We start from the raw sequence: 19,039 nt of genomic DNA on the forward strand, positions 1-19,039 counted from the left end.
GTTGTGGGCGGTAAGGGTCGACTACGTCGATCCCTCTCCGCCCCGGACCTTCGGTCCGAGACGCCTCCCCCGCATCGCGCCGACGCGCTGGGGGAGGATCTGAAACGAAAAAGCCCGCCCGGGTTTCCCTGGGCGGGCTTTTCCTTGTCTTGGAGACGAGGATTAGATGTCTTCGTTGATCAGGGCGACCTGGAAGTAGCCGTTGCCCTGCAGAGCGTTCATCACCGACATGAACTCGCCGTAGCGCACCGTGCGGTCGGCGCGGATATAGACGCGCTCCTCGGTGGGGTTGGGCTTGTTCAGGATGCGGGCGAGGTCGGCCGGCAAGGTGTCGAGGGTGGTGGGCTGGTCGCCGATGTAGAGGCCGGCCACCTGGATGTTGATCAGGGTCGGCTCTTCCACCTTTGTGCCCGGGGGCGGCGGGATCGCCGGCGGCAGGTCGAGCTTGATCGACACCGTCGCGGCGGGGATCGACACCATGAAGATGATGAGGAGCACCAGCATCACGTCCACGAAGGGCGTGACGTTGATGTCGCTGTTTTGGCCGAGGTCGAACTTGCCGCCGCCTCCGCCGCCCAGCTTCGCACCCATATGCAATTCCTTCCCTAGGGGCGCGTATGACGTCGCGCCCATCCACAGTCCGGACACCCTTCGCCAATCAAATCGGGATTGTAAAGCCCGAACCGCTGTCCGCCCGCAGCCAAGTCAAAGCGCTGCCTGACATGCTCTCGCGCCGGGCGAAATTTCCAGGCGCCCGATGTCTCGCCAAGACCCGTGTTAGGCGGCTAAGAGGCGCGCATGAACACCTCCTATGACGCCTATGTCACCGCCGCCCTCTTCGACCGCCACGGCAAGGCGGCTTTCGCCCTCGGCGACGGCACGGTCCGGTTCGAGGACGGGGCGACCGCCGCCGCCCACAAGGGCGTGGCGCTTTCGGCCTGCCTGCACCCCAGCGGCGAGGGCGTGCTGACCGGCGGCGACGACGGGGTCGTGGCCTGGTCGCGGGGCGCGGACGTCACCGAGATCGCCAGGATCCCCGGGCGCTGGATCGAGTCGGTCGCCGCATCGGCCGAATCCAAACTGATCGCCTTCGCCGCCGGCAAGGAGCTGCACGTCCGCGACTCCGCCGACGCGGCTTTTTCGCGGGTGTTCGTGCACGAGAAGTCGGTGGCCGACGTGGCCTTCGACCCCAAGGGGCGGCGTATCGCCACGGCCACCTATAACGGCGCCTGGCTCTGGTACGCCCGGATCGCCGAGCAGAAGCCCATGATCCTGAAATGGGCCGGCAGCCATGTGGCCCTGGCCTTCAGCCCCGACGGCAAGTTCCTGATGAGCTCCATGCAGGAAAATCAGCTGCACGGCTGGCGGGTGGCCGACGAGAAGAACCTCAAGATGGGCGGCTATCCGGCCAAGGTGAAGAGCCTGACCTTCCTCTACAAGGGCCAGATGCTGGCGACCTCGGGCGCCAACGGCGCGGTCATCTGGCCGTTCACGGGCTCGGCGGGGCCGCTGGGCAAGCAGGCGGCGGAGGTGGGCTTCGACGAGAGCTCAATGGTCAATCGCGTGGCCGCCACCCCGGTGGGCAACCGCCTCGCCGCAGGCCTCGACGACGGCCGGGTGTGGGTCTGCGACCTGTCCAACCAGGCCATCGACATGCTGAAGGCCGAGAAGGGCCCGCCGATCTCGGCCCTGGCCATGACCCCGGACGGCAAGCGCGTGGCCTGGGGGGATGAAGAGGGCGGGGCAGGGGTGTTTGAGGTCGCCTAGTCGAACCCCTTCAGCTCCGCCCAGGTCTCGAAGGGGTCGCGGGCCGAGCGCAGGGTGTTGATGGGAGCGGCCTCGTCGCGCCAGCCCAACGCCATGCCTGAGAACAGCATGTGGTCCTCCGGCAGGCCCAACAGGTCTCCCACCGTCTTGGGATAGCGGGCCCAGTATTCCTGGGCGCAGGTGTCGAGGCCACGCTCAGTCGCCAGCAGCATGACGGTCTGCATGTACATCCCCAGGTCCGACCACTGGGGCGGGCCCAGCTTGCGGTCCAGGCAGAAGAACAGGCCGACGGGGGCGCCGAACAGCTCCCCGTTCCGGGCCAGCTGGCGCAGGCGCGCGGGCTTGTCCTCGCGGGGGATGCCGATGGCGGCGTAGAGATCCTCGCCGTTCTGGAACCGCCGCGTGCGGAAGGGGTCCCACAGGCTCGGCGGGTAGACGTCGTATTCCGGGGTCTCACCGAAGGGGTTGGCGGCGACCTTGGCCTTCAGTTCGGTGAGCGCCTCGCCGGCCAGGGCGTAGACCCGCCAGGGCTGAAGATTGCCGCCGGACGGCGCGCGGGCGGCCAGCTCCAGGATCTCGCGGATCACCGCCGCTGGCGGGGTTTCAGGCTTGAAGGCGCGGATGGAGATTCGCCTGGCGACGGCATCGGTGACGTTCATCTGCGCTCCTGCGGTGCGGCGGCTTGACCCATTGTTCTCCATCGCTAGCACTGGCGCGCTGTCGCGTGACAGTCGGAAGTGGATGCCGGTTCAGGCGCCCGTCACCCGGCAAACAATAAGACGAGCCTCTTTTGTCCTTTTAGATTCTCTGAAAGGAAGAGGCTCGAGGTCAAGACAAGGGCCCCTGAACTTGAGCGACACGAACCCCGGTTCCGACAAGGACGATGGCCTGCGCCTCACGCCGCAGGCGTCGGGCGGCTGGGAGGACCTGGCCAGGTCCTGGGACGACATCTCGCTGAATGAAAAGCCGCGCTCGGTGAACGACCGTGGCGACGCCCCGCCTATCCAGATCGCCCAGGCCCCCCGATCCAAGCGCAGCGTCTGGGGCCGGGTCGGCCGCACGGTGGTCAGCCTGGTGCTGGTCTTCGGCCTGATCGGGCCAGTGCTGGTGACCGCCGCCTATCGTTTCGTTCCGCCGCCGATCACCTATCTGATGGTGGAGCGGGTGTTCCAGGGGCGTGGCTTTGACCGAAAGTGGCGCTCTCTGGATGAGATATCGCCGAGCCTTGTGCGCTCGGTGATCGCGGCGGAGGACGCCAAGTTCTGCAGCCACCACGGCTTTGATTTCGGCGCCATGCAGAAGGCCTTGGCCCACAACGAACGCTCCAAGCGGACGCGGGGCGGGTCCACCATCAGCCAGCAGACCGCCAAGAACATCTTCCTGTGGCCGGCCCGCTCCTATGTCCGCAAGGGCCTGGAGGCCTATTTCACCGTCCTGATCGAGGGGCTGTGGGGCAAGCGGCGGATCATGGAGGTCTATCTCAACAGCGTGGAGTGGGGGCCTGGCGTCTATGGCGCGGAGGCCGCGGCCCTGAAGAACTTCGGTGTCAGCGCCGACCGGCTGACCCCCGCCCAGGCCGCCCGGCTGGCGGCCATCCTGCCCAGCCCGCTGAAATGGCGCGCCGCCAAGCCGGGACCCTATGTGAAACGCCGCTCCGGCCGCATCGACAAGGCCGCCAGAACCGTGAGCCGCGAAGGGATGGCGCGCTGCGTCCTGGGTTGACGGAACAAAATTAAGCCCCCAACTCCTCTCTCAAGCGAAACAAATTCGCAAAGGGAGACTTCGATGCGCGTAGGTGTGCCCCGCGAGATCAAGGCGGACGAGTATCGCGTGGGGCTGACCCCCACCGCCGTCCGCGAATATGTCGTGCATGGCCATGAGGTGCTGGTGGAGGCCGGGGCCGGCCAGGGCGCCGGCTATTCCGATGAGGCCTATGCGCGGGCGGGAGCCAGCATCGTCCCGGACGCCGAGGCGGTGTTCGCCGACAGTCAGCTGATCATCAAGGTCAAGGAGCCCCAGGCCGGGGAGTGGGCGCGGCTGACGCCTGAGCACATCCTGTTCACCTATCTGCACCTGGCGCCCGATCCAGCCCAGACCGAGGGCCTGCTGGCCTCGGGCGCGGCGGCGATCGCCTATGAGACGGTGACAGACGCCAACGGCGGCCTGCCGCTGCTGGCTCCGATGTCGGAGGTGGCGGGCCGCATCGCGGTGTTCTCGGCCGGCGAGACCCTGCTGAAGCACAATGGCGGCATGGGCCTGCTGCTGTCGGGGGTGCCCGGCGTGCCCCCGGCGCGGATCTGCGTGCTGGGCGGCGGGGTCGTTGGCATGAACGCCGCCCGCATGGCCGCCGGTCTCGGCGCTGAGGTGGTGGTGGTGGAGCGCTCCATCCCCCGGATGCGGGTGCTGGACGACATGTTCCTGGGGCGCATCCTGACCCGCTACTCGACCCTGGACGCGGTGGAGGAGGAGGTGTTGAAGGCCGACGTGGTGATCGGCGCGGTGCTGACCGCCGGCGCCGCGGCCCCGACCCTGGTGCGCCGCGAGCACCTGTCGCGGATGAAGCCCGGCTCGGTGCTGGTGGATGTCTCCATCGACCAGGGCGGCTGTTTCGAAACCTCCAAGCCCACGACCCACGTCCACCCCACCTACACGATCGACGGGGTGGTGCATTACTGCGTGGCCAATATGCCGGGCGCCGCGCCCAGGACGTCGTCGGAGGCCCTGGGCCACGCGACCCTGCCCTTCGGCCTGGCCCTGGCCGACAAGGGGTTGGACGCCCTCGCCGCCAACCGGCACCTGGCCAAGGGGCTCAACGTGCTCAAGGGTCAGATTACCCACCCGGCGGTGGCGCAGGCCCTGGGCAAGCCGTTCAGCGATCCGTACGGGGCCTGGGCATAGCCACCACACTCCGCTCATCCCGGCCTTCGCCGCGATGAGCGGATGCTGGGCTACGCCGCCCAACGGGCCAGATCTTGCCGCCCCTGCAACACACCCAGGACATCCTCCAAGCCGAACGCAGGGTCATCCGCGTGCAGGGCGCCGTAGACCCCGTTGGCGAAGGCCATGTCGGCGGGGGTCTTCACCCGCCAGTCGAGGGCCGACCAGTCGCGCCGCGCGAGGCAGTGGGCCTGAGGATAGCGTTCGGGCCTGCCGCGGATCTGGGCCAGGGGTGACGTCGCCGCGGCCGTGGCCTCATCAGCCTCGGCGGCGGCGTGGGTCAGGGCCCCGGCGGTGACCACCTCGACCTCCAGCCCCTTGGGGAAGGTGCGCTGGACGCGGTTGGAAGCGTAGGCCGCGCCGGTGGTCAGCGCCAGGCGGATGGTCTCGTCGATGACGCCCGGGTCCACGAAGGGTGAGTCGCCCTTGATGCGCACCACATGGCTGACCGGGCCAGCGGCCTCGACGCAGCGCATGAAGCGGCGCGACAGGTTCTCCGAGGCGCCGCGGAACACGGTCTGGCCGCGGGCGACCAGGAAGCCGGCCATGGGATCGTCCACAGGCTCGTCGCTGGTGGCGACGATCAGCTTGGACAGGCAGCGGGCCTGACGGATTCGCTCCACCTGGCGCAGGATCATGGGCTCGCCGCGCAGGGGAGCCATGGCCTTGCCGGGCAGTCGGGGCGAGGTCATCCGGGCTTGCAGGATCGCGAGGATCATTTGGCGCTGGCTCCTTTTGAGCCGGCCGTGGAGGACGCCTAGGCGGCCCTCCAGGCGCGGGGGTCGAGGGCGACCGGGTCGTCGATCGCCATATCGTCCCAGTCGAGGTCGGGCGGCGGGCTGGAGGCCGCGGCGATCACCGCGTTCAATTCGGCCGCGGTGGTGACGCCCACCAGGACGGCGGCGGCCTCGGGCCGGGACAGGGCGAAGCCCAGGGCAGCCTGCAAGGGGTCGGACCGGCCCTCGGCGATCAGCCGGCGGGCGCGGGAAATCCGGCTGGCGGCTTCCTTCAGGTGGTTGGGAGCCCGGTCGGCGGGCAGGAAGAGCAGGCCCGACAGGAAGATAGAGCGCAGGTGCACCTCGATGCCGATCCCGGTCAGGGCCGCGAGCGTGCCGTCGATCAGCAGTCGCTGGTCGAGCAGAGAGGCCGGGGCCTGGATGATGTCGGGCCGGAAGCGGCGGGCCACGCCCAGGGGATCGTCGGAGGCGAAGACCGAGACGCCGATCTTCTTGGTCAGGCCCTGATCCTTCAGCGCCTTGAGGCGGTCCCACAAGGCCAGGCCGTGGGGCCCGAACAGGTCGGTGGCCGAGGGCACCAGAATGGCGTCGGCCTGTTCCACGCCCAGGCGGCGCAGGGTGGCCCGGGCCTCGGCCTCCACGAAGTCGGGACCGCGGTCGGCGCGGACGGTGGAGATCGAGATCTTGAAGGGGTTGGGCCGGGGCATGATGTCCCCCAGCACGCTCTCCACCTGGGGCGACCAGCCGGCGACGTCGAAGACGGCCAGGCCGGTGCGCGCAGCGACGTCCAGGATGTCCCGGACCTCGGCCTGGGGCGGGCGGCCGCGCAGGCTCGCCTGCTCGAGGGCGAACTGGGCGGAACCGAGACCGAGCTTGGAAAGCGGAGACGTCATGAACAACGCTGGTTGCGAACGCTAGGAGCCCCCATTTACGGGGCAAGGCCTAAAGAAGCGGTGTCTGGAACCTTTCACGGGGGTTAAGCTGAGCGCGATGAGAGAGCCCCTGCCCGAGTGGCCATTGTTCGGCATGGCCGAGGATGTGCGCCCCGCATTGCGGCAAGCCGCGCAACAAAATCAACCGCTTGCGCTCGCCACCCTGGTGTCGGTGGAGGGTGGGGGGCCGCGACCCGTCGGGACCCAGATGGTTTTCGCCGAGGCTATCGTCTGTGGTTATTTTTCAGGCGGCTGTGTGGAAAGCGATATCGCCGACCATGCCGCGTCCTGCCTTGAGGACGGCCAGCCCCGGCGCCTGGTTTACGGCGAGGGCAGCCCCTGGCCCGACATCCAGCTGCTGTGCGGCGCGCGCATCGAGATTTTCCTGGAGCGGGTTCCGGCAGGCGACCCTGCGCTGGCGCAGCTGCTGGCCGCCGAGGCCGAGCGGCGGCCCGCCGTGTGGATCAGCGACGGGGTCAGGCGGCTCTGCGCCGAGCCCGAGACGCAAAGCCCCTGGGAGGGCGCGATTCTGCGCCGCTACGACCCGACCCCGCGCCTGGTGGTGTTCGGCTCCGACCCCACCGCGCTCGCCATCAGCCAGCTGGGCGCCCAGAGCGGGTTCGAGACGACCCTCGTCCGCCCCAAGGGGCCGGAGGCCGGGCCGCCCATCGCCGGGATCGCCTACCTGCGCTCTGAACCGGAGGCCGCGCTCGCCACCATCGGAACCGACCCCTGGACCGCCATCGCCATCGCCACGCACAATCTGGAGACCGACCGCACGGCGCTTGCCGCCGCCCTGCCGTCGGCCGCCGGCTATGTCGGCCTGCTAGGCGCCCGCAAGCGCCTGCCCGAGCGCCTGGCGCCCCTGCGGGCGGCGGGCGTGCCGGAGAACGTCCTGCTCCGTGTCCACGCCCCCATCGGCCTGGACATCGGCGGCAAGGCCCCCTGGGAGGTGGCGGTCTCGGTGATCGGCGAGATCATGGCCCTGCGCCATTCCCGGGCGTCGGAGACGCCGCGCGAACCGGTCTCCAAGCGCGACAGGGAGAGCGCCTGGAGCGCGTCCCGGCCCAAGGAGATCAAGCCCGCCGATCAGGAGCAATTCTAGAGCGTGACAGCCTGGCGTGGGGACCGGTTCAGGCGTCCGTCACCTTCCAGGCTCAGTCTCGTCGCCCGACGGGTACGGGGGCCAGCATGCCGTCCAGGAAGATGCTCTGCACCGCCAGCATGCGCCATTCCAGGGCCAGCTCGCGATAGGGCCCGCTGGACACGCCGCCCGCCGCCGACTTCAGGATCAGGGCCTTGGCCCGGAGGTTCATCTCGTCTGGGGTGAGCATCAGAGGGCTCCTGGATTGTCGTCGGACTCCTCGGGGGCCAGCAACCGGGCCTGCAGGTCGCGGACGGCGCCGTAGCATTCGCAGGATCGCCGCTCGAGGCCGGGGCGATCGAGCACCTCCAGCTGTCCGCGGCTGTAGCGGATCAGGCCCTCGGCCTTCAGCCGGCTGGCGGCGGCGCCCACCGTGGTGCGCTGCACCCCCAGCATGATCGCCAGATAGTCCTGGGTGAGCGGCAGGACGCGGGCGTTCAGTCGGTCCTGGCTCTGCAGGATCCACCGCGCCAGGCGCGGCTCGGTCTCATGCAGGGCGTTGCAGGCCACCGACTGTTCTTCCTGGGCCAACGTCACCTGGGCGAAGCGCAGCAGCAGGTCCACCAGGGCCGGGCTCTGCCGCGCGCGCCCGCGAAGGGCGGCGGCCGGGATCGAAATCCCCGACCCCGCCAGCTGCACGAAGGTCCGGTTGGAGGACACCCCGCCGCTGAGGGCCGGCAACAGTCCGACGGCGCTCTCCGAGCCCACCGTGGCGCATTCGACGCAGGTTCCGTCGTCCATAACCTTGACCACCGACAGACCGGCGCTGCTGGGGAAGTGCGCCTCGGTCACCGGGCCGCCCGACTCGTAAAGTACTTCTCCCGGCCCCCAAGTCGCCTCGACCATGTCTGGGATCAAGGCCCCCAAGTCGGCCTTCGGAAGCGCGGAAAGAACTCGATTGATGAATATCACGGAGCCTCGGCAATTCTCTTGCCGCTCGTAATAACTCAAGTTCACGCTCCAACGCTCGGGAAACCGCCTTTTTGTCTCAATATTACATAAGGTAGAAGTATCTATTCATACTATGAAATAGTATTTGCTTATAATGTCGCGTTCTGACTTAGTGTTGTCGATGCCGCCCTGGTGGCTTCGCCTCAAGGGAACTTTCCGCCTCACTGAGGTCCGCGGTCTTCGCGGATTACGGATGTCCTGATGCAGACCGCAAATCGCCTCCTGCTCTCCCTCGATCCGGCGGACTACGACGTGCTGTCCCGGTCGATGCGGCCGATGACCTTCAAGGCAGGCGTGGTGCTGTACGAGCCCGAGGCGCCCATCGACTGGGTCTATTTCCCGGAGGAGGGGCTGATCTCCCTGCTGTCGGTGATGCTGTCGGGGGTCGCGGTGGAGACCGCGGTGGTGGGCCGGGAGGGGGGCGTCGGCTTCCTGGAGGCGGCGGGCGCCGGGGTGATCTTCTCCCGCGCCCTGGTGCAGGTGGACCTGCTGGCCCTGCGGGTGCCGGCCGAGGCCTATATCGCCGCTTATGACGCCAGCGCCTCCCTGCGGCGGAAAGTCGGCAGCCATGTGGAACTGAGCCTGGCCGAGGCCCGCCAGACCCTGGCCTGTCAGACCCACCACTCCCACGAGCAGCGCCTGGCCTGGTGGCTGCTGGAATGCCAGGACCGCACCGGCGGCGGCCCGACCCTGCCCCTGAAGCAGGACTTCCTCGCCTCGATGCTTGGGGTGCAGCGCTCCACCGTATCCCAGGTGGCCAGCGTGCTGAAGGCCGACGGGCTGATCGACTACACCCGCGGCGTGATCCAGATCCTGGACCGTCCCGGCCTCGAGAAGCGCGCCTGCGAGTGCTACGCCACCACCCAGCACTTCCGGGGAATGATCGAGACCCACGGGAGTGGCGCGACCTGAGCTGGCACGCGGTGGAATCCCTTAAGTCTTAAGGGAAACGCCCGCTCCGGCAGGCGTCTTAAGCTTAACCTGACGCCCCCAGGTTGCGCGCGATTGGCGTCGCCGTCGCCACCCTTAGGTTGCGGCGCATCGGCATCAGGCCGATGCAGGAGGGGTCATGTTTCTTACGGGTGGGTCTGGCAAGGACAGGCTGACGGGCGGCGCGGGCGCCGACACTTTGTATGGCTTGGCGGGGGACGACTCGCTCTCCGGTCTCGGCGGCGAGGACGTCCTGGCTGGCAACGAAGGCGCCGACACCCTCTCGGGCGGCGCCAGCGACGACTACTTGATGGGCGGCCTGGGCAATGACCGCATCGACGGCGGCACGGGCTTTGACTGGGCCGGCTACGAGGACGCCACCGCGGCCGTAAGGGTCGACCTGGCCCTGACCACCGCCCAGAACACCCTGGGCGCCGGGACCGACCAGCTCCTCTCCATCGAGTATGTGTACGGCTCGTCCTACGGCGACACGCTGAGCGGAACGTCGGGCTTCAACTACATCTTCGGCGGCGACGGGAACGACCAGCTGTTCGGCCGCGCGGGCGACGACTTCCTGGCCGGCGGCGCGGGCGACGACCTGATCGACGGCGGCGCGAACGACGACACGGTCAGCTTCGACGACGGCGTTGCGGGCGGCGTCGTGGTCTCCCTGATCACCCAGACCGCCGACGGCCACGGGCATGACAGCTTGGTCTCCATCGAGAGCGTCTACGGCAGTGGCGACAACGACAGCATCGTCGGCAACGACGTCGATAACTACCTGTTCGGCGGTGACGGCGCGGACACCATCGTGGCCGGCGGCGGGGCCGACTACGTCGACGGCGATCTGGGGGACGACTTTGTCGTCGGCGGCGCGGGCGACGACTACATCGCCGGCGGCGCGGGAATCGACACAGTCAGCTTCGACGACGGCCTGACCGGCGGGGTCGTAGTTTCGCTCCTTGCCGGGACCGCCGACGGTCATGGGTATGACCATCTGGACTCCATCGAAAATGTCGTCGGCAGCGCCTATGCGGATACCGTCACAGGTGACGCTTCTAGCAACCATCTCTGGGGGGGAGAGGGCGACGACCTGCTTTCCGGCGGTGCTGGAAATGATGTCCTGGAGGCGTTCTACGGGTTCAACACACTGAATGGCGGCGACGGAGACGATCTCCTCGTCGGCGGCGGGGGCGACCTCCTCTACGGCGAGGAAGGAAATGACGTTCTGAGGTTTGACGGCGGGGCGGGCACGCTCAGCGGTGGGGCGGGGAACGATTTTCTGCTCGGCGGTGGGGGATCCGAAAGCTTTGATGGCGGCAGTGGCATCGACACCGTTAGCTACGAGCGCGGTCAGGGTGGTGGCATCTTTGTTTCGCTCGAGCTCGGCTGGTCCACGCCCGGAGGCGAGAGCTCGCTGGGTGAGCACGGCTTCGATCACCTTGCCGGGGTCGAAAACATCATCGGCACCGCCTACGCGGACAACATTACTGGCGACGCCGGGAACAACTCCATCATCGGCGGCGATGGGCGCGACGGCCTGAGTGGCGGCTCGGGCGGTGTCGATGTGCTCGATGGGGGCGCCGGCGACGACTACTTCAACGCCGGTGGATCCTCTCACCTGACCGTGATCGGTGGACAGGGCGTCGATCAGATCATGTTCTTCGGCAGCGACTTCGTGAGCACCGGCGTGGTTGTTGATCTCGGAGCGACGGGCGCGCAGCAGATCGATGCCACCCACCTCCTCACGATGTCGGGAGTCGAAACCTTCTTCGGCACGATCGGGTCTGACACGGTTTACGCGAGCGACGATGCCAATAAGTTCTATGCGTTTGGTATCGACAAGTTTGTGTTTCGAACCCTCGCGAGTTTGGGAAATGGCGCTGACGCCGACCTTATTTCGAGGATGACCTTCGTCCCCGACCCTAATCCTGGGGCTCCGACGGGGGCGATCATAGATGTCTCGCTCATCGACGCCGACACGACTCAAGCCGGAAACCAGGCGTTCCACCTTCTGTCCGAAGGCTCAGGTTTCACCGGGCACGCCGGCGAAATCACCCGACAGTGGTCTCAGCAAGTCGGCGGGTACATCGTCCAGTTCGACGTGGACGGAGACGCCATCGCTGACGCTCGGCTGAACGTGGTGGGCGGCGTTTCCGTCGCCGACGCCAACTTCATCCTCTAGCCACCTACCCCGCCCGGTCCAGCAGCAGCAACTCGACGAGGTCGCCGGCGGCTGAGGCCGGGGCGCTGGGGGGGCGCCGGAGCAGGGCGTCGGCGGCGGCGAAGACGCTCACCAGGGAGGAGTCCTGGTCGCGGTAGGGCTGGGCGGTGATACCTCCGGCCTCATAGGTCAGCTTGGCCCGCATCCAGTGTTCGCGGGGACCGTTGGCGGCGAGGGGCTCGGCCAGGCGGGCGGTGGCCATGCGCGGGGCGTGGGCCGCGCCGCAATAGGCGGCGATCAGGGGCTTGAGGAACAGTTCGGCGCAGACGAAGGCCGAGGCGGGGTTGCCGGGCAGGCCCAGCAGGCGGCGGCCGTCGGCCAGGACGCCGAAGAAGGTCGGCTTGCCGGGGCGGATCGCGACGCTCTCGACCCTGTACCGGATGCCCAGGGCCTCGGCGGCGGTGCGGACCAGGTCGTGATCGCCCACCGAGGCGCCGCCCACCGTGACGATGAGGTCGGCCTCGGCGCCGCGCATGGCCGCGATCACCGCATCGAGCTGGTCGCGGACGCCGCTGAGCTTGGTGGCCTCCGCCCCCCAGGCCTCGCACATCACCTTCAAGGCCGGGGAGCCGGAATCGTAGATCTGGAAGGGGCCCGGCACAGCCGGCGCCTCGACGATCTCCTCACCCGTTGAGAGGATGGCGATGCGGGGCTTGGCGTGGACGCTGACCTCGGCGCGCCCGGCGGAGGCGGCCAGGGACAGGCGCCAGGGGTCGATGCGGGTCCCCTTGGTGAGCAGGACGTCGCCGACCTGGAAGTCCTTGCCGGCGTCGCGGATATTGTCGCCGGGCGCGGCGGCGGGAACCGTGACCTGATCGCCCTCGCGGGTGGCGTTCTCCTGGATCACCACGCTGTCGGCGCCGCCCGGCAGGGCCGCGCCGGTGAAGATGCGGATGGCCTGGCCGGGCGACAGCGCGCCCTCATAGCCGTGGCCTGCCGCGCTCTCACCGACGATGGCGAGCGCGCCGGGCGTATCGGCGGCGCGCACCGCCCAGCCGTCCATGGCCGAATTGGTGAAGGGGGGCTGGGCGCGGACGGCGGCGACATCCTGCGCCAGCACCCGGCCGTTGGCGGTCTGCAGCGGGATGGTCTGCGCCGGCAGGGCGACAGCCTCCGCCACCATGGCGGACCGGGCGGCGTCGACGCTCAGCAGTTTCACGGACGCTTCCAGTCGCCGGACTTGCCGCCCGACTTCTCCATCAGGCGCACGGCCTCGATGGTCATGGCCTTATCGGCGGCCTTGAGCATGTCATAGACCGTGAGACAGGCCACGGAGACAGCGGTCAGCGCCTCCATCTCCACCCCGGTCTGGCCGCTGGTGCGGACCCGGGCGGTGACGGAAAGCCCGCCCTCGCCGGGTTCGACCCGGACCTCCACCTTGGAGAGCGCCAGGGGGTGGCACAGTGGAATCAGGTCGGAGGTCCTCTTGGCGGCCATGATGCCGGCGATCTCGGCGGTGGATCTGACGTCGCCCTTCTTGGCGTCGCCGGACAGGGCCAGGGCCAAGGTTTCCGCCGACATGCGCACGAAGCCTTCGGCCAGGGCCTCCCGGGTGGTGACCGCCTTGGCCGAGACGTCGACCATGTTGGCCCGGCCGGTCTCGTCGATGTGGGTCAGGCGGCTCATTTCTCGAGCAGGCGCGGCATCAGCTCGACCATGTTGCAGGGGCCATGGCGGCTGTCGAGCTGGGCTGAGATCACCTTGTCCCAGCCGTCCTTCACCGCCCCGTTGGAGCCGGGCAGGCAGAAGACGAAGACCCCGCCCACCAGGCCGGCGGTGGCGCGGCTCTGCAGGGTGGACAGGCCCACCGACTGGTAGCTCACCATGTGGAAGACGACCGAGAAGCCGTCGAGCTTCTTGTCGAACAGCGGCTCGACGGCTTCGGGGGTCACGTCGCGGCCGGTGATCCCGGTGCCGCCGGTGGTGATGATGACGTCCACCGCGCCCGAGGCGACCCAGGCCTTCACCTGCAGGCGGATCTGGTCGACGTCATCCTTGACGATGGCCTTGTCGGCCAGTTCGTGGCCCGCGCCGATGACGCGCTCGGCCAGGACGTGGCCGGAGGTGTCGCTCTCCTCGTCGCGGGTGTCGGAGATGGTCAGGACCGCGATGCGGACCGGGACGATCGGCTGCTTATCGTCGATGCGGCCGCCGGGGCTCAGGGTAGGGGCGTTCATGGGGTCTCCCAGCGGGTGATGTCGGCGTGGTCCTGCGGCCTGGGCTCGATCCAGCGCGCGGCGCCGTCGGGACCGGTCTCCTTCTTCCAGAAGGGAGCGCGGCTCTTCAAGTAGTCCATGAGGAAATCGCAGGCCTCGAACGCGGCGCGGCGGTGGCCCGCCGCCGTGGCCACGAAGACGATGGCGTCGCCGGGCGCGATCTGGCCCACGCGATGGACGATGGAAAAGTCGTCGAGCTTGAAGCGGTCCCGCGCGCGGTCGGCGATGCGGCCGATCTCGGCTTGCGTGAAGCCCGGATAGGCCTCCAGCTCCAGGGTTGTCGTGGCGCCCTGTTCGGCGCGGGCAAGGCCAGTGAAGGTGGCGACCGCTCCGGTCTCGGTGCGGTCCTTGCAGAACGCGGTCAGCAGGACGCCGGGATCGAAGGGCTGGTCGGTCAGCGCGATCATCCGCCGCTCATGGCCGGGAGGAAGGCCACCTCGGAGCGCGCGGTCAGGGCCGCGTCGCCGCGCACGATGGCCTGGTCAAGGGCCACCTGGACGCCGGGGGCGGAGAGAGCCTGCGCGAGACCTTCGTCCTCGGCGCAGAGCTGGGCGCGCAGGGCGAAGAGCGAGGCGGGCAGGGGTTCGAGGGTTCGTTCGCGCCAGCCGGCGATATCGCTCAGGCGCCCGAACAGCAGGACCTTGGCCACCCTAGCCTCCCGTGGTGGACATGTGCCGGGCGACGGCGGGAGCCGAGGACCGGACGATCTGGAAGTCATGGCCCTGGGGCTTGGCGTCCACGGCCAGGCGAATGGCGTCCTCCAGGCCGGCCTCGTCGGCGCCGGCGCGGAGCACGGCGCGCAGGTCGCTGGCGTCCTCGCGGCCCAGGCAGGTGTGGAGGGTGCCGGTGCAGGTCAGGCGCACGCGGTTGCAGGCCTCGCAGAAATTGTGGCTCAGCGGGGTGATGAAGCCCAGGCGGCCGCCGGTCTCCTCCACGGTCACATAGCGGGCCGGGCCGCCGGTGACGTGGTCGCTGTCGGTGAGGGTCCAGAAGCTTTCAAGCTCGCGGCGCACGTCCTTCAGCGACAGGAACTGGTCGGTGCGGTCCACTTCGATCTCGCCCAGGGGCATGGCCTCGATGAGGGTCATGTCGCAGCCTCGGGCGTGGGCCCAGGCGATCAGGTCGGGGAGCTCGGCGGCGTTGTCGTCCTTGAGCGCCACGGCGTTGACCTTCACGGCGATGCCGGCGGCCAGGGCGGCATCGATGCCGGCGATGACCTTGGCGAGATTTCCGCCGCGGGTCAGCGTGCGGAACAGGTCAGGCTTCAGAGTGTCCATGGAGACGTTGATGCGGCGCACGCCGAACTTCGCAAGGTCGCCTGCGAACTCGGTCAACCGGGTGCCGTTGGTGGTGAGGGTCAGCTCGTCCAGGGCGCCGGACTTGAGGTGGCGCGACAGGTTCTCGATCAGGCCCATCACGCCCTTGCGCACCAGGGGCTCGCCCCCGGTGATCCGCAACTTGCGCACTCCCAGCCGAATGAAGCTCGAGGAAATCCGGTCGAGCTCCTCCAGGGTCAGCACCTCGGCCTTGGGCAGGAAGGTCATGTGCTCGGCCATGCAATAAACGCAGCGCAGATCGCAGCGGTCGGTGACCGAGACCCTCAGATAGGTCACGGTGCGGCCGAACCCGTCGATCAGGCTGGCCTGCGAAGCGGCTTGCGAGGGGGCGTCGTCATAGGGCGTCATGCGAAACCTAACATAGAGGGGAACCACGGCGCGTGACAGGGGTAGGCGGATTTGAAGCGATCGTCTTGGCGGCCGGCGCCGGGACGCGGTTCGGCGGCGGCAAACTTCTGGCCCCCTATGGCGATGGCGTCCTGCTGGAAGGGGCCCTGCGCGCGGCCTTCGCGGCGCCGGTGCGGACCGTGACCGTGGTGACGGGCTCCGATCCCAGCCGGGTGGGCGCGGCGGTCATGGCCTATGCCCGGCAGGCGGGTCAGGATGAACGCCTGAAAATTGTCCACGCTGCGGACCATGCCGAGGGCATGGGCGCCTCCCTGCGCCACGCGGCCGCAGCCCTGCCCGCCGATGCGGAGGGGGTCTACGTCTTCCTCGGCGACATGCCGCGCATCCCGGCCTCGGTTCTTGAGCCGCTGGCCCAGGCCGTGCGCGACGGCGCTCCGGCCGCCGCGGCGACCTTCGGCGGCAAGCGCGGCCATCCGGCGCTGATCGGCGCGGCCCTGATCCCGCAGCTGCTGACGCTGACGGGCGACGCCGGGGCGCGGGCGGTGCTGCAGGGGCTGGGCGACCGGCTGGTCCTGATCGAAGCCCCCGACGACGGGGTGCTGTTCGATGTGGACAAGCCAGCCGATCTACCGGGGTCTATCCGTTAAATCTCCACTCATCCCGCCCTTCGCCGGGATGAGCGGAAATGGATGTCCGTCATCCCGGCGAGTCGCGCCTAGGCCTTCACGAAGGGCAGGCTGGTGGTGGCCTGGCCGTTCAGGGCCAGGAGGGCGTTGGCGACGGCCGGCGCGATCACCGGGGTGCCGGGTTCCCCGGTGCCTGAGGGGGCGTTGCCGGAGGGGAGGATGTGGGTCTCCACCGTCGGGGCCTCGGAGTTGCGCAGCACCCGGTAGGTGTCGAAGTTGGTCTGCTCCACCACCCCGTCCTTCAGGGTGATCTTGCCGTAGAGCGCCGCCGACAGGCCGTAGCAGATGCCGCCTTCCATCTGGGCGGCGATCTGGTCAGGCGAGATGGCCGTTCCGCAGTCCACGGCGGTGACGACGCGGCCGACCTTGGGCTGCCCGTCCACCAGCTGCACCTCGGCCACCTGGGCCACCACAGTGCCGAAGCTCTCGTGCACCGCGACGCCGCGCGACCAGCCGGCGGTGGCCGGCTTGTCCCAGCCGGCCTTCTCGGCGACGAGGTTCAGCACCGCCAGGTGACGGGTCGCCCCGGCCTTTTCATAGAGGGTCCGGCGATAGGCCACCGGGTCCTTGCCGGCCTTGCGGGCCAGCTGGTCGATGGTGTGCTCCATGACAAAGGCGGTGTGGGTGGCCCCCACCGAGCGCCACCAGAGCACCGGAATGTTGACGTCAGGCATCAGCACCTGGGCGTCCACCACCGGGGTGGCCTTGAGATAGGGCGAGCCCTTGGTTCCCTCGACGGTGGTTTCGTCAACGCCCTTGGTGGGCATGGGCGAACCCTTCATCAGGGTCTGGGTGACCACGCGGTGGCGCCAGGCGACCGGGTAGCCCTCCTTGTCGACGGTGATCTTCACGGCGTGATGGGTGAGCGGGCGGAAGTAGCCCGCCGCTGTGTCGTCCTCGCGGGTCCAGACCAGCTTCACAGGCCGCATCTTGCCGACCTTCTTGGCGATCTCGACGCACTCGGCGACATAGTCCGATTGGAAGTTGGCTCGGCGCCCGAAGGAGCCGCCCGCGAACAGGGTCTCGATCTCCACGGCGCCCGGCAGCATGCCGACGATCTTGGCGGTGTTGAGCTGGTCCACCGTCGGGATCTGCGAGCCGAAGGTCAGCTTGGCCTTGCCGGCGCCGACCTGGGCCACGCAGTTCATCGGCTCCAGGGCCGCGTGGGCCAGGAACGGGAAATCGTAGGTGGTCTCGAAGATCGTGCCCTGGACCTTCTTGGCGGCGTCACCCTTGGTCTCGAAGGCCTGCCACTCGGTCTTTTCCGGCAGCGTTCCCTTGCCGGCCGCCCACTGACGGTAGTTCGCGGCCATGGTCTCGGAGCTGGCCTTCTCGGCGCCGGTCTCGTCCCAGGTCACCTTCAGGGCCTCGCGGCCCTTGCGGGCGGCCCAGGTGTTCTGCGCCACCACGGCGACGCCGGTGGGGATCTGGTAGACCTCCACCACGCCCGGGACCTTCCTGGCCTCGGCGGCGTCGAAGCTGCCCACCTTGGCGCCGTAGCGCGGGGCGTGGGCGACCATGGCGACGAGCATGTCGGGAAGCTGGACGTCCTGGGTGAAGCGGGCGGTGCCGTCGCTCTTGGCCTGGGAGTCCTTGCGACGCACCCGGTCGGTCCCGATCAGGGTGAAGGTCTTGGGATCCTTCAGCACCGGGGCCTTGGGCGGGGCGATCTTGCCGGCCTCGGGCAGCAGCTGGGCGAAGGTCGCCGACTTGCCGCTCTTGGCGTGGCTGACGACGCTGTCCTTGACGGTGATCTCGCCGACAGGCGCGTTCCACTTATTGGCGGCGGCCTCGATGAACATGGCCTTGGCGCCGGCGCCGGCCTGGCGCAGCTGGGTCCAGGAGTTGGAAATGGCCGAGGAGCCGCCGGTGCCCTGCACGCCCATGCCAGTGTTGGCGTAGACCTTGGCGATGGCGGGCGCCTGCTCGACCTTGACCTTGGTCCAGTCGGCGTCCAGCTCCTCGGCGACGATGGCGGCCAGGCCCGCATGGTTGCCCTGGCCGAATTCGATGTGCTTGGAGATCACCGTCACCGCGCCGTCAGCGCCGATCTTGATGAAGGGGCCGAAGGCGCCGAAGTCCTCCTTGGCGCCGACGCTGAGCAGGTCACCGGGGGAGCAGCCCACCAGAAGGGCGCCGCCCACCAGGGTCGCGCCGACCACCAGGTCGCGCCGGGTGGCGCCTTGGGTTTCGCGGGGGGAGAGGATCCTGTTCATGTCCGCTCCTAGATCTTGGCCGGGGCGGCGGGGGCCGCGACGGGGGTGACGGGGACCGGGGCGGCGGCCGCCATGCCCGCGGCGTCCTTGATGGCCGCGCGGATCCGCTGATAGGTGCCGCAGCGGCAGATGTTGCCGTCCATGGCCGCGTCGATGTCGGCGTCGGTGGGGTTGGGCTTGGCGGCCAACAGGGCCGTGGCGCTCATGATCTGACCCGACTGGCAGTAGCCGCACTGCGGCACGTCATGCTTCACCCAGGCCTGCTGAAGGGGGCTGTTTCCGCCCAGGCTCTCGATGGTGGTGATCTTCATGCCGGCCAGGCCCTCGATGGGCATGACGCAGGAGCGGATCGGCTGGCCGTCGGCCAGCACCGTGCAGGCGCCGCACTGGGCCACCCCGCAGCCGAACTTTGAGCCGATGAGGCCAAGTTCATCCCGCAGCACCCACAGCAGGGGCGTGTCAGGGGCCGCCTTCACCGCCAACGGCTTGCCGTTCACGTCCAGTGTCATGGCCATGGGTCTGTCCCTCCCCGAATGAGATGCAAGCTGCATCTTAACGTCGTTTAGTCGCTGCGGTAAATGTCGCCGTCATGGCGGGGCCGCCCGCGACGCGCT

The 19,039-nt window shown here is 68.8% G+C and carries 21 protein-coding genes; 7 read left to right on the forward strand and 14 right to left on the reverse strand.

The genetic code is table 11. The annotated features are described in order from the left end of the window. Positions 1-162 precede the first annotated feature (162 nt). The gene (locus Q8N10_RS03875; protein ID WP_304776061.1) at positions 163-591 is read right to left on the reverse strand and encodes a biopolymer transporter ExbD; all 429 of its coding nucleotides are present in this window, start codon (positions 589-591) and stop codon (positions 163-165) included. 207 nt (positions 592-798) lie between these two features. Here Q8N10_RS03875 and Q8N10_RS03880 point away from each other — a divergent pair, with 207 nt between their 5' ends. Further along, positions 799-1,767, forward strand: coding sequence for a WD40 repeat domain-containing protein (locus Q8N10_RS03880; RefSeq protein WP_304776059.1), 969 nt, complete (start codon positions 799-801; stop codon positions 1,765-1,767). Here the strand turns inward: Q8N10_RS03880 and Q8N10_RS03885 are convergent. Then, positions 1,764-2,426, reverse strand: a complete 663-nt coding sequence (locus tag Q8N10_RS03885) for a nitroreductase (RefSeq protein ID WP_304776056.1) — start codon at positions 2,424-2,426, stop codon at positions 1,764-1,766. The genes Q8N10_RS03880 and Q8N10_RS03885 overlap by 4 nt on opposite strands. A gap of 349 nt (positions 2,427-2,775) precedes the next feature. Here Q8N10_RS03885 and mtgA point away from each other — a divergent pair, with 349 nt between their 5' ends. Then, positions 2,776-3,489 carry a monofunctional biosynthetic peptidoglycan transglycosylase gene (mtgA, locus tag Q8N10_RS03890; RefSeq protein WP_304776143.1) on the forward strand — a complete coding sequence of 238 codons (714 nt, stop codon included), beginning with the start codon at positions 2,776-2,778 and terminating at the stop codon, positions 3,487-3,489. A gap of 63 nt (positions 3,490-3,552) precedes the next feature. Next, on the forward strand, positions 3,553-4,665 hold the full coding sequence (gene ald, locus Q8N10_RS03895; protein WP_304776054.1) for an alanine dehydrogenase: 1,113 nt from the start codon (positions 3,553-3,555) through the stop codon (positions 4,663-4,665). A gap of 50 nt (positions 4,666-4,715) precedes the next feature. Here the strand turns inward: ald and Q8N10_RS03900 are convergent, their stop codons facing one another. Together Q8N10_RS03900 and Q8N10_RS03905 are read right to left on the reverse strand one after the other, a co-directional pair. Then, positions 4,716-5,423 carry a cytidylyltransferase domain-containing protein gene (locus tag Q8N10_RS03900; protein ID WP_304776052.1) on the reverse strand — a complete coding sequence of 236 codons (708 nt, stop codon included), beginning with the start codon at positions 5,421-5,423 and terminating at the stop codon, positions 4,716-4,718. Between the two features lie 38 nt (positions 5,424-5,461). Next, positions 5,462-6,334, reverse strand: a complete 873-nt coding sequence (locus Q8N10_RS03905) for a bifunctional regulator KidO (RefSeq protein ID WP_304776050.1) — start codon at positions 6,332-6,334, stop codon at positions 5,462-5,464. Between the two features lie 97 nt (positions 6,335-6,431). On the opposite strand from Q8N10_RS03905, the gene Q8N10_RS03910 reads away from it, so the two are divergent. Beyond that, complete coding sequence (locus Q8N10_RS03910; protein ID WP_304776048.1) at positions 6,432-7,478, forward strand: XdhC family protein; 1,047 nt, start codon at positions 6,432-6,434, stop codon at positions 7,476-7,478. Positions 7,479-7,530: 52 nt separating this feature from the next. Here Q8N10_RS03910 and Q8N10_RS03915 read toward each other — a convergent pair whose 3' ends face one another. Then, a complete protein-coding gene (locus Q8N10_RS03915; protein WP_304776046.1) occupies positions 7,531-7,707 on the reverse strand; it encodes a hypothetical protein in 177 nt (58 codons plus the stop codon). Next, complete coding sequence (locus tag Q8N10_RS03920) at positions 7,707-8,363, reverse strand: Crp/Fnr family transcriptional regulator (protein WP_304776044.1); 657 nt, start codon at positions 8,361-8,363, stop codon at positions 7,707-7,709. The genes Q8N10_RS03915 and Q8N10_RS03920 overlap by 1 nt, the downstream gene beginning before the upstream one ends. Positions 8,364-8,669: 306 nt before the next feature. Between Q8N10_RS03920 and Q8N10_RS03925 the strand changes: the two genes are divergently transcribed. Beyond that, on the forward strand, positions 8,670-9,380 hold the full coding sequence (locus tag Q8N10_RS03925) for a Crp/Fnr family transcriptional regulator (protein ID WP_304776042.1): 711 nt from the start codon (positions 8,670-8,672) through the stop codon (positions 9,378-9,380). 157 nt (positions 9,381-9,537) lie between these two features. Next, the gene (locus Q8N10_RS03930) at positions 9,538-11,583 is read left to right on the forward strand and encodes a calcium-binding protein (RefSeq protein ID WP_304776040.1); all 2,046 of its coding nucleotides are present in this window, start codon (positions 9,538-9,540) and stop codon (positions 11,581-11,583) included. 4 nt (positions 11,584-11,587) lie between these two features. On the opposite strand, the gene glp is transcribed toward Q8N10_RS03930, so the two are convergent. The 6 genes from glp to moaA are packed head-to-tail and all read right to left on the reverse strand — an operon-like array spanning position 11,588 to position 15,523. After that, positions 11,588-12,781: a gephyrin-like molybdotransferase Glp gene (glp, locus tag Q8N10_RS03935; RefSeq protein WP_304776037.1), complete on the reverse strand. Its 1,194-nt coding sequence runs from the start codon at positions 12,779-12,781 to the stop codon at positions 11,588-11,590. Continuing rightward, positions 12,778-13,248, reverse strand: a complete 471-nt coding sequence (gene moaC, locus Q8N10_RS03940; RefSeq protein ID WP_304776034.1) for a cyclic pyranopterin monophosphate synthase MoaC — start codon at positions 13,246-13,248, stop codon at positions 12,778-12,780. Before moaC ends, glp begins: the two co-directional genes overlap by 4 nt. Continuing rightward, positions 13,245-13,799, reverse strand: coding sequence for a molybdenum cofactor biosynthesis protein B (gene moaB / locus Q8N10_RS03945; RefSeq protein ID WP_304776032.1), 555 nt, complete (start codon positions 13,797-13,799; stop codon positions 13,245-13,247). The genes moaC and moaB overlap by 4 nt, the downstream gene beginning before the upstream one ends. Further along, positions 13,796-14,245: a molybdenum cofactor biosynthesis protein MoaE gene (locus tag Q8N10_RS03950; protein ID WP_304776029.1), complete on the reverse strand. Its 450-nt coding sequence runs from the start codon at positions 14,243-14,245 to the stop codon at positions 13,796-13,798. The genes moaB and Q8N10_RS03950 overlap by 4 nt, the downstream gene beginning before the upstream one ends. Continuing rightward, positions 14,242-14,487, reverse strand: a complete 246-nt coding sequence (locus tag Q8N10_RS03955) for a MoaD/ThiS family protein (RefSeq protein WP_304776027.1) — start codon at positions 14,485-14,487, stop codon at positions 14,242-14,244. The genes Q8N10_RS03950 and Q8N10_RS03955 overlap by 4 nt, the downstream gene beginning before the upstream one ends. A gap of 1 nt (position 14,488) precedes the next feature. Further along, the gene (moaA, locus tag Q8N10_RS03960; RefSeq protein WP_304776026.1) at positions 14,489-15,523 is read right to left on the reverse strand and encodes a GTP 3',8-cyclase MoaA; all 1,035 of its coding nucleotides are present in this window, start codon (positions 15,521-15,523) and stop codon (positions 14,489-14,491) included. 65 nt (positions 15,524-15,588) lie between these two features. Here moaA and Q8N10_RS03965 point away from each other — a divergent pair, with 65 nt between their 5' ends. Beyond that, a complete protein-coding gene (locus Q8N10_RS03965) occupies positions 15,589-16,170 on the forward strand; it encodes a nucleotidyltransferase family protein (protein WP_304776023.1) in 582 nt (193 codons plus the stop codon). A 68-nt stretch (positions 16,171-16,238) separates the two neighbouring features. Here Q8N10_RS03965 and Q8N10_RS03970 read toward each other — a convergent pair whose 3' ends face one another. Together Q8N10_RS03970 and Q8N10_RS03975 are read right to left on the reverse strand one after the other, a co-directional pair. Continuing rightward, a complete protein-coding gene (locus tag Q8N10_RS03970; RefSeq protein WP_304776020.1) occupies positions 16,239-18,425 on the reverse strand; it encodes a xanthine dehydrogenase family protein molybdopterin-binding subunit in 2,187 nt (728 codons plus the stop codon). Positions 18,426-18,433: 8 nt separating this feature from the next. Beyond that, entirely contained in the window at positions 18,434-18,940 is a 507-nt protein-coding gene (locus Q8N10_RS03975; protein ID WP_304776018.1) for a (2Fe-2S)-binding protein, read from the reverse strand. Between the last annotated feature and the right edge of the window lie 99 nt (positions 18,941-19,039).

It is taken from the genome of Phenylobacterium sp. (assembly GCF_030693625.1).
GTDB classification, from domain to species: domain Bacteria; phylum Pseudomonadota; class Alphaproteobacteria; order Caulobacterales; family Caulobacteraceae; genus Phenylobacterium; species Phenylobacterium ferrooxidans.

Excerpts from the sequence above, each read along its gene's own strand:
- Q8N10_RS03915 (WP_304776046.1), bottom strand. The coding sequence starts at position 7,707 with ATGCTCACCCCAGACGAGATGAACCTCCGGGCCAAGGCCCTGATCCTG.
- Q8N10_RS03910 (WP_304776048.1), top strand. The coding sequence starts at position 6,432 with ATGAGAGAGCCCCTGCCCGAGTGGCCATTGTTCGGCATGGCCGAGGAT.
- moaB (WP_304776032.1), bottom strand. The coding sequence starts at position 13,799 with ATGAACGCCCCTACCCTGAGCCCCGGCGGCCGCATCGACGATAAGCAG.
- ald (WP_304776054.1), top strand. The coding sequence starts at position 3,553 with ATGCGCGTAGGTGTGCCCCGCGAGATCAAGGCGGACGAGTATCGCGTG.
- Q8N10_RS03880 (WP_304776059.1), top strand. The coding sequence starts at position 799 with ATGAACACCTCCTATGACGCCTATGTCACCGCCGCCCTCTTCGACCGC.
- Q8N10_RS03905 (WP_304776050.1), bottom strand. The coding sequence starts at position 6,334 with ATGACGTCTCCGCTTTCCAAGCTCGGTCTCGGTTCCGCCCAGTTCGCC.
- Q8N10_RS03875 (WP_304776061.1), bottom strand. The coding sequence starts at position 591 with ATGGGTGCGAAGCTGGGCGGCGGAGGCGGCGGCAAGTTCGACCTCGGC.
- Q8N10_RS03900 (WP_304776052.1), bottom strand. The coding sequence starts at position 5,423 with ATGATCCTCGCGATCCTGCAAGCCCGGATGACCTCGCCCCGACTGCCC.
- Q8N10_RS03930 (WP_304776040.1), top strand. The coding sequence starts at position 9,538 with ATGTTTCTTACGGGTGGGTCTGGCAAGGACAGGCTGACGGGCGGCGCG.
- Q8N10_RS03975 (WP_304776018.1), bottom strand. The coding sequence starts at position 18,940 with ATGGCCATGACACTGGACGTGAACGGCAAGCCGTTGGCGGTGAAGGCG.
- moaA (WP_304776026.1), bottom strand. The coding sequence starts at position 15,523 with ATGACGCCCTATGACGACGCCCCCTCGCAAGCCGCTTCGCAGGCCAGC.
- Q8N10_RS03925 (WP_304776042.1), top strand. The coding sequence starts at position 8,670 with ATGCAGACCGCAAATCGCCTCCTGCTCTCCCTCGATCCGGCGGACTAC.
- Q8N10_RS03950 (WP_304776029.1), bottom strand. The coding sequence starts at position 14,245 with ATGATCGCGCTGACCGACCAGCCCTTCGATCCCGGCGTCCTGCTGACC.
- Q8N10_RS03885 (WP_304776056.1), bottom strand. The coding sequence starts at position 2,426 with ATGAACGTCACCGATGCCGTCGCCAGGCGAATCTCCATCCGCGCCTTC.
- Q8N10_RS03920 (WP_304776044.1), bottom strand. The coding sequence starts at position 8,363 with ATGGTCGAGGCGACTTGGGGGCCGGGAGAAGTACTTTACGAGTCGGGC.
- Q8N10_RS03970 (WP_304776020.1), bottom strand. The coding sequence starts at position 18,425 with ATGAACAGGATCCTCTCCCCCCGCGAAACCCAAGGCGCCACCCGGCGC.
- moaC (WP_304776034.1), bottom strand. The coding sequence starts at position 13,248 with ATGAGCCGCCTGACCCACATCGACGAGACCGGCCGGGCCAACATGGTC.